The 14,555-nt window shown below is 48.3% G+C and carries 13 protein-coding genes, 1 pseudogene and 1 riboswitch; all 14 genes and pseudogenes read left to right on the forward strand.

The genetic code is table 11. The features are described from left to right. The first annotated feature begins 5 nt into the window (after nt 1–5). The 14 genes and pseudogenes from J2S00_RS08635 (at nt 6) to J2S00_RS08700 (ending at nt 14,519) form a co-directional block, all read left to right on the forward strand. The gene (locus tag J2S00_RS08635; protein ID WP_307338195.1) at nt 6–872 is read left to right on the forward strand and encodes a 3-hydroxyacyl-CoA dehydrogenase NAD-binding domain-containing protein; all 867 of its coding nucleotides are present in this window, start codon (nt 6–8) and stop codon (nt 870–872) included. Then, nucleotides 865–1,626, forward strand: coding sequence for a 3-hydroxyacyl-CoA dehydrogenase family protein (locus tag J2S00_RS08640; RefSeq protein ID WP_307338198.1), 762 nt, complete (start codon nt 865–867; stop codon nt 1,624–1,626). The genes J2S00_RS08635 and J2S00_RS08640 overlap by 8 nt, the downstream gene beginning before the upstream one ends. Continuing rightward, nucleotides 1,610–2,584, forward strand: coding sequence for an NAD(P)H-dependent flavin oxidoreductase (locus tag J2S00_RS08645; RefSeq protein ID WP_307338201.1), 975 nt, complete (start codon nt 1,610–1,612; stop codon nt 2,582–2,584). Before J2S00_RS08640 ends, J2S00_RS08645 begins: the two co-directional genes overlap by 17 nt. Continuing rightward, entirely contained in the window at nt 2,581–3,693 is a 1,113-nt protein-coding gene (locus J2S00_RS08650) for a Leu/Phe/Val dehydrogenase (RefSeq protein WP_370875852.1), read from the forward strand. Before J2S00_RS08645 ends, J2S00_RS08650 begins: the two co-directional genes overlap by 4 nt. 1 nt (nt 3,694) lies before the next feature. Further along, entirely contained in the window at nt 3,695–4,792 is a 1,098-nt protein-coding gene (gene pdhA / locus J2S00_RS08655) for a pyruvate dehydrogenase (acetyl-transferring) E1 component subunit alpha (protein ID WP_307338207.1), read from the forward strand. Nucleotides 4,793–4,808: 16 nt separating this feature from the next. Next, a complete protein-coding gene (locus tag J2S00_RS08660) occupies nt 4,809–5,843 on the forward strand; it encodes an alpha-ketoacid dehydrogenase subunit beta (protein WP_370875853.1) in 1,035 nt (344 codons plus the stop codon). 84 nt (nt 5,844–5,927) lie between these two features. Continuing rightward, a complete protein-coding gene (locus tag J2S00_RS08665) occupies nt 5,928–7,250 on the forward strand; it encodes a dihydrolipoamide acetyltransferase family protein (RefSeq protein ID WP_307338210.1) in 1,323 nt (440 codons plus the stop codon). 129 nt (nt 7,251–7,379) lie between these two features. Further along, nucleotides 7,380–8,147, forward strand: a complete 768-nt coding sequence (locus J2S00_RS08670) for an enoyl-CoA hydratase-related protein (protein WP_307338213.1) — start codon at nt 7,380–7,382, stop codon at nt 8,145–8,147. Nucleotides 8,148–8,436: 289 nt separating this feature from the next. Next, a complete protein-coding gene (gene dapD / locus J2S00_RS08675; RefSeq protein ID WP_307338216.1) occupies nt 8,437–9,156 on the forward strand; it encodes a 2,3,4,5-tetrahydropyridine-2,6-dicarboxylate N-acetyltransferase in 720 nt (239 codons plus the stop codon). Between the two features lie 114 nt (nt 9,157–9,270). Further along, nucleotides 9,271–10,419: an N-acetyldiaminopimelate deacetylase gene (locus J2S00_RS08680; protein WP_307338219.1), complete on the forward strand. Its 1,149-nt coding sequence runs from the start codon at nt 9,271–9,273 to the stop codon at nt 10,417–10,419. A 131-nt stretch (nt 10,420–10,550) separates the two neighbouring features. After that, nucleotides 10,551–12,338: a flagellar assembly protein A gene (locus tag J2S00_RS08685; RefSeq protein ID WP_307338222.1), complete on the forward strand. Its 1,788-nt coding sequence runs from the start codon at nt 10,551–10,553 to the stop codon at nt 12,336–12,338. A 3-nt stretch (nt 12,339–12,341) separates the two neighbouring features. Then, nucleotides 12,342–12,441, forward strand: a riboswitch (TPP riboswitch). A gap of 189 nt (nt 12,442–12,630) precedes the next feature. Further along, nucleotides 12,631–13,188, forward strand: a pseudogene (tenA, locus tag J2S00_RS08690) (thiaminase II); the annotation flags it as partial. Then, nucleotides 13,181–13,360 (forward strand): hypothetical protein, encoded by a 180-nt coding sequence (locus tag J2S00_RS08695; protein WP_307338224.1) that lies wholly within the window; start codon nt 13,181–13,183, stop codon nt 13,358–13,360. The pseudogene tenA and the gene J2S00_RS08695, both read left to right, overlap by 8 nt. A gap of 85 nt (nt 13,361–13,445) precedes the next feature. After that, nucleotides 13,446–14,519 carry a D-alanine--D-alanine ligase family protein gene (locus J2S00_RS08700; RefSeq protein WP_307338229.1) on the forward strand — a complete coding sequence of 358 codons (1,074 nt, stop codon included), beginning with the start codon at nt 13,446–13,448 and terminating at the stop codon, nt 14,517–14,519. Nucleotides 14,520–14,555 lie beyond the last annotated feature (36 nt).

The following is a 14,555-nucleotide window of genomic DNA, read 5'->3' on the forward strand; positions in this document are numbered from 1 at the left end:
GCATGATGAACTTAAAAGACAGACTCATGAAAGAAGGATTGATCGTTGTCGGAGCCGGAACGATGGGCAGGGGGATTGCTCAGTTCTTTTTGCAGTCTGCCATCCCTGTTACACTCATTGATCTTTCTAAAGATATACTGGCACAAGCCAGCGAAGAGATAGAAAAACGGCTTTTTCGCCTTGAAGAGAAGGGGAAACTGCCTGAGGGATTTACAAATCAACAACTGAGACAGTTAACTTGTTCATCTTCTCTCACCGGACACCGGGGGAAGCTGGTGATCGAAGCCGTCGTGGAAAACATGGAGGTCAAAAAAAAGCTTTTCCGTCAATTAGCAGAGGCGTATGATCACTCAACCATCTTTGCCTCCAATACTTCCTCGTTGTCCATATCGGAGATGGCCAGTACCATCCCTTTCCCCGAACGGTTGTTAGGAATGCATTTCTTTAATCCTGCACCGATCATGCCCCTGGTTGAAGTGATTGAGGGAATGGAAACGGACGGGGGGATTGTGGAACAAGTGATCCAGCTCCTTGCCGATTTGGGTAAAACACCGGTGCGCGCCATAGATACACCAGGGTTTATCGTCAACCGTGTGGCCCGTCCTTACTATAATGAAGCATTGAAAATCTACGGGGAAAAGGTGGCCTCTTTTGAACAAATTGACCGCATCTTAAGAGGAGCGGGATTTAAGATGGGTCCGTTTGAACTGCAAGATTTAATTGGGATTGATATCAACTTTGCCACGACATGTTCGTTATATGAAGCATTCCACCAAGACCCTCGTTTTCGTCCCTCGCCGATCCAGGAGCAAATGGTCAAGAGTAACCGCCTGGGACGGAAGACAGGAAAGGGGTTCTATCATTATGAGTAAGAAGAAAGTTGTCATCGTCGGCGAGCAGAGATTTAATGATTTGCTCCAAAAATGGTGGGAAAAACGGGGAGTTGAAGTTTGCCTCATGACACAGGAAGCATGTGGGCAGGAATCACCATCCGAGGCTGTTGACCATGAGGGGGTGCTGTTTGTCTTTGATACATTAACGGGGCCCACAGAACGAAAACAATCTCTGATCCGTGATATAGATCAATTGTTTCCTGCTTTTGTTCCAATCTTTAGCTCCATCCTTCTGCACAGTGCCACGGAATTGGCCAACTGGGTACAGGCACCTGAGCGTATCATCGGCTTTCATCCGCTTCAGTTTGATGAGATGGCAGTCATGGAAGTGTCTAAAGCGCTGCAAACCGACAGCGACACCTTTGATCAGGTGCTGGAGCAATTACAACGATTTGGGAAACAAGTGGAACCGGTCAATGATGAGGTCGGGGGTGTTTTTCCACGGACGCTGGCTTTGATTATCAATGAAGCCGCACATGCACTGGGGGAAGAAGTGGCCACGGCATCTGATATTGATGTAGCGATGAAGAAAGGGACCAATTATCCATTTGGCCCTCTGGAATGGGCCGATCGGATCGGACTCCCACATATACTCTGGATACTGGAAGGTCTTCAGCGGGACCTGGGTGATGACCGCTACCGTCCGGCACCACTTCTTCGCAAGAAAGTGCTGGCAGGTCATTGGGGCATTTCAGCTGGTAGGGGGTTTTATGATTATGAACTGGACAGCTAAACTAGCAGCACAACTTAAACCACTGACATTAAAATACCCGATCATTCAGGGGGGAATGGGAAATATTTCTCCGCCTGAGCTTTGTGTTGCCGTATCCAGAGCGGGTGGGTTAGGGCAGATTGGAGCAGGATCCTTATCATCCACAGAAGTGGAGCAGAAGCTGCAAAAGGTTAAAGAGGAACTGGATGAGGGCATTGACTTTGGTGTCAATGTCCCTCTCAGCGTCCAACCGGACTTGGAAAAACTCATGGATCTGTTAATTGACTATCAGGTCCCCGTGGTGTCTCTTTCTGCCGGCAACCCGAAACCTTGGATACCAAAATTGAAAGAGGCAGGGATCAAGGTCTTGGTTGTTGTGGCTACGGTTAAACAAGCGCAAAAGGCTGAAGCAGCCGGAGCAGATCTTATCGTGGCAGAGGGTTTTGAAGCGGCTGGTAAAAACTCCTCTCGAGAATTAACGACAATGACCCTTATTCCCCAAATCACACAGCACGTTCAATGTCCGGTCATTGCGGCTGGGGGGATTGGCGATGGACGGGGCTTATTGGCATCTTTGGCCTTGGGAGCCAAAGGTGTCCAGCTGGGAACACGGCTGATAGCCACAAAGGAAGCTTATGTTCATGTGAATTATCAACAGGCGATCCTTTCTGCTACTGACGAAGATACCATTGTGGTTGGAAGACGGTATGGTTTGGTGACCCGCTTGCTCAACACCCCCTATGCCCGGGTCTTACATGAACAGGAGAACAAAGGGCTGTCCTTGGAAGCTTTTCTGTCCAAAACCGATGAGGACAGTCATCATCGTGGCGCAATCGAAGGGTTGCTGGAGAAAGGACATGTGAATGCGGGACAGATTAGCGGCGCCATTAACGACATTGTCTCAGTGGCGGAACTCTTAGAGCGAATGATGGACGAAGCACAAATCGCATTGGAGCGGCTCTTTAAAGGAGGAGCATGAGCATGTTGACCTTTGAACTTATGAAAGAACATGAACAGGTCGTCTTTTGTCAGGACCCTCATAGCGGGTTAAAAGCGATTATTGCTATTCATAACACCACGCTTGGTCCCGCTTTAGGCGGCTGTCGCATGTTGCCTTATAAAAATGAGGAAGAGGCCTTGGTAGATGTCTTGCGCCTGGCCAAGGGGATGACCTACAAATGTGCGGCTGCTGATGTCGACTTTGGAGGTGGCAAAGCGGTCATCATCGGAGATCCTCTGAAAGATAAGTCACCCGAGTTGTTCCGTGCTTTCGGTCAATTTGTCCATAGCTTGAATGGACGATTCTATACCGGCACAGATATGGGTACCACCCCCGATGATTTTGTCCATGCCTATAAAGAAACCGACTATATTGTCGGTTTACCGGAAGCGTATGGGGGTCATGGGGATTCTTCTATACCGACTGCATTGGGCGTTGTTCAAGGATTAAAAGCCGTCTGTCAGTTTTTATGGGGGACAGAGGACTTAAGTCAGCGCATCTTTGCCATTCAAGGATTAGGCAAAGTAGGCTTTAAAGTGGCTGAACATCTATTAAAAATTGGAGCCCAAGTCGTGGTGACGGATATATCGGAAGAGGTGACCGCTCTCTTGCGGGAAAAAGCACAGGATTTACCTGGAACAATGGAAGTGGTGGCTGGTGATGATATATACGCTGTCCAGGCTGATATTTTCGTTCCTTGTGCCATCGGCGGCATTATAAATGATACGACCATTGAACAGTTAAAGGTTAAAGCAGTATGTGGAGCAGCAAATAATCAGTTGTTGGAGGACCGGCATGGGCAGATATTACATGAAAAATCGATCCTTTATGCTCCTGATTATATTGTCAATGCTGGCGGATTAATCCAGGTGTCGGATGAATTATACGGACCGAACAAAGAACGGGTGATGCAAAAGACCAAAGCTATTTATGATACTCTTTTCCAAATTTTTAAAAACTCTGAAAAGAAAGCGTTTTCAACTGTGAGCGCCGCCAATCAATTTGTTGAGGAACGGTTACAAAAACGTGCGCGTTTCAATAGCTTTTACACTCATCAACAAAGACCAAAATGGAAGGTGAGACGCTAAGATGGAAGGGTTTATCACTCAGCAGCTATCGCTAGAGGCCAAGCGTCAAGAGGAAAACTTCCCCATATATCAGCTGGTCACGCCGGAAGGGGAATTAACAGATGATGGCGAGCGCATTTATAATGCTGAACTTGTCAGACGCATGTATAAGCATGTTCTCCGGGCGCGTTTATTTGACCGTAAAGCGGTTAATCTTCAACGTCAGGGCAGGATTGGCACATATGCCCCTTTTGAAGGGCAAGAAGCGGCTCAAATTGGCAGTGCCATGGCACTCGATGAAAAAGACTGGATCTTTCCTACCTATCGTGATCATGCCGCCACCCTGACCTTCGGCCATTCCATGGTTCACGTCTTGTTGTACTGGGCTGGTCGTTTTGAAGGTTGCATTCCTCCACAAGGAAAGCATATTTTTCCTCCGGCTGTTCCGATTGCCACTCAAATTCTTCATGCAGTGGGAGCAGCTTGGGCGGAAAAAATGAAGGGAACGGCTCAAGTGGCTCTGGCTTACTTTGGGGACGGAGCGACGAGTGAAGGTGATTTTCATGAAGGACTTAACTTTGCCAGTGTCTTTGATGTCCCGGTGATTTTCTTCTGTCAAAATAACGGCTATGCCATTAGTGTGCCAGTTGAACGCCAGATGCGGAGCAAAACGATTGCGCAGAAGGCTTTGGCGTATGATATGGCCGGGGTACGTGTGGACGGAAATGACTGTCTCGCCGTCTATCATGCGACCAAAATGGCTGCTCAAAGAGCAAGAGATGAGCAAGAACCCACTTTGATTGAAGCTGTGACATGGCGATACGGGGCCCATACCACTGCCGATGATCCAACGAAATACCGGGATCAAAAACAGAGTGAGGAAAGAAGAAAGTATGATCCACTGCTCCGCCTTGAGAAATTGTTGAGGGGACAAGGAGACTGGGACGACACATGGGCCGAATCACTACATCAGACGTTGCAACAGGAAATCGAGCAAGCAGTCCGGGAGATAGAGAGTTATCCCAAAGCGGATGTGACCCACATGTTTGATCATGTCTTTGCCGTCCCCACTTGGAACATCCGTGAGCAAAGGCAGTATTGTCAATCATTACTCAAATAACGGGGGGTATTGGAGCATGGGCATGAACCTCTTGCAGCATGATAAACCATTACGGGACAGGATTGAAAAAAGCACGAAACTCACCTTGGTTCAAGCCGTGACGGATGGCCTCAAAACAATGATGAATGAAGACCCATCTGTGATCGTCTTAGGTGAGGATGTCGGAAAAAACGGCGGTGTTTTTCGCGCCACCGATGGTCTTCTGGCCGAGTTTGGTGACCAGCGTGTCATTGACACGCCCCTTGCTGAAGCGGGGATTATCGGAACCAGTATCGGCCTGGCCCTTAACGGATTTCGGCCCGTTGCTGAAATTCAATTCTTAGGTTTTATTTACCCTGGATTTGAACAAATTGTCGCTCATGCGGCTCGCATTCGGACCCGTACCAGTGGAAGGTATACCGTCCCCCTGGTCATCCGTGCCCCGTACGGAGCCGGGATTCGCGCACCTGAACTTCATTCGGATAGTGTGGAGGCGTATTTCTTTCACACACCAGGGATCAAGGTCGTCGTGCCATCCAATCCTTATGACGCCAAGGGACTCTTAATAGCCAGTATTGAGGACCCTGATCCAGTCATATTTCTCGAGCCCATGAAAAGCTACCGGTCTGAACGCCGTGAGGTGCCTACCGGAAAATATACGGTTGCACTCGGAAAGGCCAATCTCGTCCAAGAGGGAGAGGATATCACCCTGATCGCCTGGGGCAATATGGTCAAGCCCACACTGGAAGCAGCACAGAAAATGGAAAAGGAAAAAAGATATACAGCGGATGTGATCGATTTACGCACCCTGTATCCCTTAGACAGGGAGACGATCGTCCAATCTGTGCAAAAAACAGGCAGAGTGGTGATTGTCCATGAAGCCCAGCGCACAGGCGGCGTCGGTACCGAGCTGATCTCACTGATTAATGACGAAGCACTGCTTTACCTGCGTGCGCCGATTGAACGGGTGACAGGCTACGATGTTCCTGTTCCGCTGTTCAGTCTTGAAGACGATTATTTGCCAAGTGTTGCACGCATTGCTGATGGTATAGAACGTGTGATGGGGTTTTAAATCAATGAATCAACGGATGAAAGATCCTATACCGGTTCAGGCAGCTGCCAAAAGATTGGGACCTTTTGTTAGAGGTGATGAACAATGTATGAAATGAAATTAGCTGACATTGGAGAAGGCATGACCGAGGGTGAAATCGTCCAAATTCTAGTCAAAGTGGGAGAGACGGTTGAGGTTGACAAGCCTGTTTTAGAGGTTCAGACGGATAAAGTCACCGCTGAACTGCCAGCGCCTGTCAGGGGCAAGGTGGCGGAAATTTTAGTCGAGGAAGGGCAAGTCGTGGAAGTGGGCAGTGTCATATTAAAAATTGATGATCAGGATACAAGCACGGAGCAAGGAGAAACATCTTCAACTGAACCTTTTATCGAGGCGGGTCACCCTAGCAAAGCAGGAAAGGAAAATAAACAAGGCAGTCAAGCCTACTCTTATCAGACACAGGTGCGCAAATTGCGCAATGTGATGGCTGCGCCTTATACTCGCAAAGTGGCCCGCGATCACGGCGTGCAAATTGAGCGTGTCCCTGGTACAGGGAAAGATGGGCGCATCACTGTAGAGGATGTGCTGAATTATGTCAGAAGAGAGTCTGGGGGGGAGATGGGGACACAAGACACAGCAGCCATGGACACAGCCACGGCGGCGGTATCATCCATTGAAGAGCAAAAGGTTGAACAACCTGTCATAAATCAAGCAGGTGAACCCCGCCGTCTCCCCTACCGGGGGCGGCGCAAGCAGATCGGGCAGAAAATGGTGCAATCCATGTTCACTATCCCCCATGTGACCCATTTTGATAAGCTGGATATGACCCAGCTCCTTGATTTGAGAGAACGGATGCAACAGACACTCACTGAACAGGGTAATGAACAAGCACCTCGTCTCTCCATTATGGCTTTTGTCATTAAGGCCTTGGCCGTCAGTTTGAGAGAATTCCCAATTTTTAACGCCAAACTTGACGAGCCGAAGGAGGAGATCATCCTAGAGTCTGACATTAACATCGGTGTGGCTGTTCATACCGAGGAAGGATTAATTGTCCCCGTCTTGAAGCATGCGGACCGGCTCAGCATCGTCGAGATTAACACACGCATGAAAGAACTGACACGGAAAGCCCAACACAATCAATTAACAGCACAAGATATCAAGGACGGAACCTTTACCATCAGCAATGTCGGCCCTATTGGAGGCATGCTGGCTACACCGATCATCAACCACCCGGAAGTGGCGCTGATCGCCTTTCACCAGCTGGAAGACATGCCCGTTGTCCGTAACAAGGAGATTGTGATTCGCTCCATGATGAACTTTTCTATGTCGTTTGACCATCGGGTGGCCGATGGTGTCACAGCGGTGCAATTTACGAACCGCATGAAACAGCTGATTGAAGATCCTGTCCAGTTAATTGCCCATTTACGTTAGTCCGTCTCAAGGGTGGCTTTTTGCTCCTCCCTAGAAAATGATCGGGCAGGAATTAAGATATAAGAGATAGAATACTTAGAATAGAATTATTAATAGTTGTTGTATGATCACGGGAAAGGAGAGAAACGTATGGAATGTATCAGAGTGGAAAAAGAGGGGGCCAAAGCGGTTATCAATTTAAACCGGCCAGACCAACTAAATGCCTTAAATTATCAAACTTTATGCGAGCTGGGAGAGGTACTGGAACAGCTTCACACCGATCGCAGTGTCCGCTGTGTTCTGCTGCGTGGGGAAGGAAAGGCATTTTGCGTCGGAGCTGATCTTAAAGAGCGCAAAAGTTTGACTGAGGACGAAGTCCGGCGAAATGTGTATAAAATCCGTACTGTGTGCGACCAGTTGGAAGCACTGCCGCAGCCGACACTGGCGGTGCTTCACGGTTATGCATTCGGCGGGGGACTTGAATTGTCACTCGCTTGTGACTTCCGATATGCCCAAACCGAAACGAAACTGGGATTAACAGAAGTTAGTCTAGGCATTATTCCTGGAGCTGGAGGAACCATTCGCTTGCCTAAACTGATCGGGAAAGCAAAAGCCAAAGAACTGATTCTGATGGCCAAGCGGTTTGATGCTAGAGAAGGGGAACGGATCGGCCTGTTAAATGGGGTCAGTGACGATGTGTGGAGCCTGGCTTTGGAACAAGCGTCACAGCTGGAAGACATGGCACCACTTGCTGTCATTCAAGCAAAACATGCCATTGATCATGGGTTCGATGTAGACCGTGCCACCGGCATGGCTATTGAATCCAAGGCGTATGAAGTGCTTATACCGACAGAAGACCGGCTGGAAGCCTTACGGGCATTCAGTGAAAAGCGTAAGCCGCAATTTAAGGGGCGTTAGCCGCATCAACCATTAAGCGGATGTAACTAAGTTCATATCGCAAACAGGCCCCCTCCTGTTAAGATGACGATGACATTAAAGAGAGGCTGTTTTATTCATCTAACAGGAGGGGTTTCTGTGCATAAAGCAATGGTTGATGAGGGTTTAAACATACGAGAGATTATAACGTTAATTTTAAAAATTGTGTACATGCCGAAGCAATATTAATAATATCCTTTGTCAATTCGTTTGTTAAACTCTATAATGGAAGAGAGATTCTGTGACAAGACCAAGCAAGGAGGCCATAACCATGAAAATGATGGATGCGAATGAAATTATTAGCTATATCCAAAACAGTGAAAAAACAACACCTGTTAAGGTACATATTAAGGGAGATCTGGAAGGCATTAATTTTGGGGAGAAAACAAAAGCGTTCATTACTGGCAATGTAGGTGTCTTATTTGGGGAGTGGAAAGAGATTCAAGCTGCCATCCAGGCCAATGAAGACAAAATTGAAGACTTTGTTGTTGAAAATGACCGCCGCAACTCGGCCATTCCGCTTTTGGATCTCAAGCATATTCACGCCCGTATTGAGCCTGGTGCCATTATCCGGGACCAGGTTGAAATCGGTAAAAATGCTGTGATCATGATGGGGGCCACGATTAACATTGGCGCCGTCATCGGAGAGGGCACAATGGTGGACATGAACGCGGTAATCGGAGGCCGCGGAACCATCGGAAAAAATTGTCACATTGGGGCTGGTGCCGTCATTGCAGGTGTGATTGAGCCTCCTTCGGCTAAGCCAGTCGTCATCGAAGATGATGTGGTCGTTGGAGCCAATGCCGTTATTCTTGAAGGGGTGCGTGTAGGCAAAGGTTCCGTGGTGGCAGCCGGAGCTGTTGTGACCGAGGATGTTCCTGAAAATGTTGTTGTGGCTGGCACACCGGCCCGTATCATTAAACAAATTGATGAGCAGACAAAAGCCAAAACTGAAATTAAACAGGAATTAAGACAACTGAAAGAAGAATAGACAACAGAAGAAAAATAAAATGATCGTATCGCTTTCCGCCGCCTTTCCCTTGAGATTGAAAAAGGGAAAGGCCCTCTTTATATAAGTTTGAGAACCGCAAAGGAGCAGGTAAAGATGGATTTCACTAAATTTATTCAGATACGGCGTGATCTGCATCAAATTCCGGAACCAGGCTTTCAAGAGTTTAAAACCCAGCGATACGTGCTGGATTACTTGAACCAGTTGCCTGGTGAACATTTGGAAATCAAAACGTGGAGAACAGGTATTCTGGTCAAAATCAAGGGTAAACAGCCCCGCCGAATCATTGGCTATCGAACAGATATGGACGGTCTGCCGATTAAGGAACAGACCACATATCCGTTTCAGTCGCAACACCCGGGCTATATGCACGCTTGCGGTCATGATCTGCACATGGCCATTGCCCTCGGTTTGGTGACCCATTTTGCCCATCAACCCATTGATGATGATGTGTTGGTGATCTTCCAGCCCGCTGAAGAGGGACCGGGGGGAGCCCGGCCCATGCTGGAGAGTCAGGCGTTTCAGGCCTGGAAACCGGACCTGATGATCGCCTTGCATATCGCCCCTGAATATCCGGTGGGCACCATTGCCACCAAAGAAGGGATCCTGTTTGCCAATACGTCAGAATTGTTTATTGATTTTACCGGACGGGGAGGCCATGCTGCTTATCCCCATCTGGCCAATGATATGGTGGTGGCGGCCAGTCATTTTGTGACCCAGTTGCAGTCGGTCGTCTCCCGCAATATTGATCCCCTTGATTCAGCGGTTATTACCATTGGCAAAATTACAGGCGGAGACAAACAAAACATTATTGCTGAGACAGCACGGGTGGAAGGAACGATTCGCACCCTTTCCATGGACTCAATGGCTAAGGTGAAAGGACGCATCGAAGCGCTGCTTAAAGGCATCGAAGCCGGGTTTGAATGTACAACGGCTCTCGATTACGGGGCCAACTATTGCCAGGTGTACAATGATCCTTCACTCACACGTCAATTTATGAGCTGGGCCCGCACCCTGGAACAAGTGCGTTTAATCGAATGTAAAGAGGCGATGACAGGTGAGGACTTCGGCTACTTTTTGCAAGAGGTCCCCGGGTTTATGTTTTGGCTGGGGGTTGACAGTCCCTTTGGTTTACACCATGCCCAGCTCGAACCCAAAGAAGAAGCGATTGGTGTGGCTATCAGGCTGCTGATAGATTATATCGTTTGGAAGAGTGGGCAAAAGGAAGTGAACATGGTAAAATAGGCGTAGGTACAATAACCTAAAGGATGACTTTTGCTTGCCAAAACTTCATACCTGTCAATTAACAGCTTGAAGTAATGTCTTCAACAAAGACTGGCTGCCCGTTTATTCTGACCAGAGGGGGGGAGTATGAGATGCTTGCTCACACTGATCATAAAAATACAGAGAGTGTGCATTGGAAGGAGAACTGCCTGTGGATTGATCCCTGTCTTTTCGAACAACCTGTCACCCTGTTTCCGCCCAGCCACGTCGCCTTACGGGTAAACGGAGCAAAGATACAAGCAAGATGTGTTTTAACTGCTGATGATGTTGTCACGCTGCCTTATGATCCACAACAGTTAGACGATTGGGTGTACCTGAACATTTCCAAGAATGGCCTCGAGGCCAGCTTGCAGTTAATTGAAGACGTGGCTTATGAGCTAATTCCGGTGGTCAGCTCTGGACACAATGGGTGCGAGATCCGCTTTAAGGAGCAGCGCCGTCAGCAGTTGCCTTTCACCACGGAGGAGCTTGTGACCTGGCTGAAGCAGAAAGGAGTTGTGTATGGCGTCAGTTCCCAGCGTATCGATGACTGGCTGAGACAGGAAACCTACTGGTCAGAGCCTTACATCATAGCCACAGGAAAGCAAAGGCAGGACGGTCAACCAACCCAATTTAAAAAACTTTATACGACGCTCCCAAATGAAGGGGTGGAAGTGCAGGAAAAGGAGAGTATTAATTGGTTTGGCGTGCATGAGGTGGAAAGTGTTCAAATCGGAGATAAAGTAATAGAAATTGTGCCGCCATCAAAAGGAACGAACGGGATCAATGTGTTCGGACAAGAGATCCCGGCCATCGATGGGAAAGAGATCCCCATCCGGCTGGGACAGGGCGTGAAGCTGAGTGAGGACGGCCGCTTTGTTGTGGCTACGATGGATGGGAGAGTGGAATTGAACAAAGGGCAAGTGAGAATAAATCCTCTTTTTGAGATTAAGGGAGATTTGACTTTGGAAGAGGGTAGTATTCGGTTTAACGGTGACGTAACAGTGCATGGGGATGTGCTGGAGGGTTTAATGATAGAGGCGACTGGCAATGTGGAGGTTAAAGGCTCGGTTACCCACGGAAAAATTGTGGCTGGGCAACATGTCGCTGTGAGAAAAAACATCATTGGCAGCGAAGTGACAGCGGGTGGACAGGCATCCCAAGCGCAGCTCATTTTGGAGCGGATGAAAACCATTGTGGATCAAGTGGACACCATCCGGAAAGGCCTGCAGCAAATAAGTGCCCACCTGGATGTGAAGCACCAGGTTGAGACAACTAACGGTTTGGGCAGGGTAGTCAAGTTGTTAATTGAATCCAAGCTGAAGCATTTAGAAACCTATCTTAAACGCTTTGAGCAGGAATGTAAGCATTGGAACGATCCGAGTCAGGAACTCACCCACTGGGCTGCTTCTCTGATTGAAAAGCTGACAGGTCTGGGACCGCTTAAAATACAATCTAAGGATGAAATAGAGCACTTATACCGTACTGGAAAAGCTTTGATGGAGGACATCGCCGGACAGGGCCAGGGCGCTTACCACGTCAGTGCGCGCTATATCCATAACTCTGCTGTCCGGGCCAGCGGCAATATATGTGTCCAAGGGTTGGGCGTTTACAACTCTACATTGTTTGCCGCCCATGATATATTGATTATCGACGGAACCGGGGTGGCTCGAGGGGGAAGACTGGAAGCCGGACACCGGATTAAAGTGAAAAGACTGGGGGCCCCGGCCAATGTCAAAACTTACGTTCGGGTGAATCAAGAGGATGGGCAGGTGTCAGCTGAGTACTTATATCCGGATGTCACCATTGAAATTAATGGCATATCGTACCACAATCAACGGGAACAGTCCCTGGTCAAAATGTGTTATGACCGAAAAACCCACAGCTTAATAACAGTATAGTTTTTACTCCACTAGGGGTGCTGAATGGCTGAGAGAGGTTTCCGCCTCAACCCTTGAACCTGACCTAGATAATACTAGCGTAGGGAAGTGGAGTCACGTCAGCATCGCGTTGCCCGGCGTACATATTGTCTGGGAGGAGACATGGCCCAAAACAGTCCTTTGCTGTTTGATGTTCCTTCCCGATGGCTGATGGTTCCTGTAACCGCTCTACTAAAAGCCGGTGTTATTGTTTGAATGTTGACTGACCACTCCTACCTGGGAGTGGTTTTTTATTTCTCTCATGAAAGGAGTCCGTTTTTATATGATTCAAGATTATCTTTATCTGATTGACTATGCCAAGTTGTTTGCCCTGGGTCAAAGCTCATGATGTGGCAACCATGGGCCGCTTTGCCCGTTTACTGGATGCCACCTTAAATGTGGAAATGGACTTACATCGCCAGTATGCCAAGAAGTTCGGCATCTCCGAACAAGAGCTGGAACAGGCGCAGCCTGCCCCAACGACGCTGGCTTATACCCACTATATGCTTCATGTGGCTCAAAACGGGACACTGGCTGAACTGGTGGCCAGCCTGTTGCCTTGCATGTGGAGCTACCATGAAATAGGCCGGCTCTCAATCGGATTCCTGGCGCCAGCGAGCATGAATTTTACGGAGATTGGATCAAGATGTACGCCAGTGAGGAGTTTGGGGAACTGGCTCAATGGACCATCGATTTATTGGATGAGCAAGCAGAGGGCAAACCAGAGAGGGAGCTGGAGCGTCTGGAAGAAATCTTCTTAAACACGACCCGTTTCGAGTATCTGTTTTGGGAGATGTCCTATTACAGAAAGATGTGGCCGACTGATGAATAAGCATGCGGACCATGTTCAGCAAGAGATGGAAATGGGGGATGAAGCCTTCGGCAGTCAAATAGAAGAGACTTGGCAAGAGACGGCTGACTGGTTGCTGGAGGGTGGCTTGATAGAGGCGGTCCCATCTGTTGAGGAGATCTATGTCAATCTGGTCGACGAAAATAACCAGTAAGAAACGAATGCTCTCCTTAGAGTAAACATGATATAATCATAGGCATATACATAAGATAAATCCGCCTAAAGGAGAGTTATTCTACATGAGTGACAAACAGGTACTGGGTTTGATTTACGGAGGAAAGTCAAGTGAACATGAAGTTTCATTGCGCACCGCTTTCTCTATTTTGCATGCTATTGATTATGATAAATGGAGAGTGGTTCCCCTCTATATCCAATTGGATGGCTTATGGGTGGAAGGGGGGAGTTTGCAACAGCCGCCTTCCACCGTTGCCGAGCTCAGATTGGCCACCAACCGCCATCCGGACCTGTTAAAGCTGAAGGAAACTGTGGATATAGTATTCCCGGTCGTTCACGGTCCGTATGGGGAAGACGGTACTTTGCAGGGCTTGTTGGAGATGATCGACGTCCCTTATGTAGGGTCAGGTGTCCTGGGTTCCAGTTTGGGTATGGATAAAGTGATGATGAAAAGAATGTTTGCTTTGCACAATCTGCCGCAAGGAGAATATTTAGCCTATACCCGTCAAGAGATTGACAACAGATTGGAGTCAGTCTGTACAGAAATTGAAGCTCAGCTGGGATACCCCGTCTTTGTTAAACCGGCGAATCTGGGTTCCAGTGTTGGCATCAATAAGGCCAAAAACGAGAAGCAGCTGGTGAAAGCTCTGGCTGAGGCAGCCGCATTTGATCAAAAAGTGGTTGTCGAAGCGTTTATTGATGGCCGGGAAGTGGAGATTGGCGTATTGGGCAATCATGCTGGCAATTTGCAAACATCGGTAGTGGGTGAGATTGTCAGCTCGGCAGAGTTTTACGATTATGAATCCAAGTATAAGGATGGCGGAGCTGAACTGTTTATTCCCGCCCGGATCCCTGAGCGGGTGGCCAGCGAAATGGCCCAGTTGGCCAAAGAAGCATTCCTGGCTTTAGATTGCACCGGTCTGGCCCGGGTTGACTTCTTTTGGAATGAGAAAGAAGATCAGTTATATCTGAACGAAATTAACACACTGCCAGGATTCACCGAGTACAGCATGTATCCGCTGCTGTTCAAGGAGGCAGGCCTCTCCTACCCGGAGTTGATTGAAACATTGATCCAACTGGGGATTGAGCGCTTTAGGGAAAAAAAGAAGATCCGGGTGATCGCCCAAAGCTTGGATTAGCCCGAACTGATTGCGGCTTTGCTCAGTGCTTGCGGC

This window comes from Caldalkalibacillus uzonensis, from assembly GCF_030814135.1.
In the GTDB taxonomy this organism is placed as follows: Bacteria; Bacillota; Bacilli; order Caldalkalibacillales; family Caldalkalibacillaceae; genus Caldalkalibacillus; species Caldalkalibacillus uzonensis.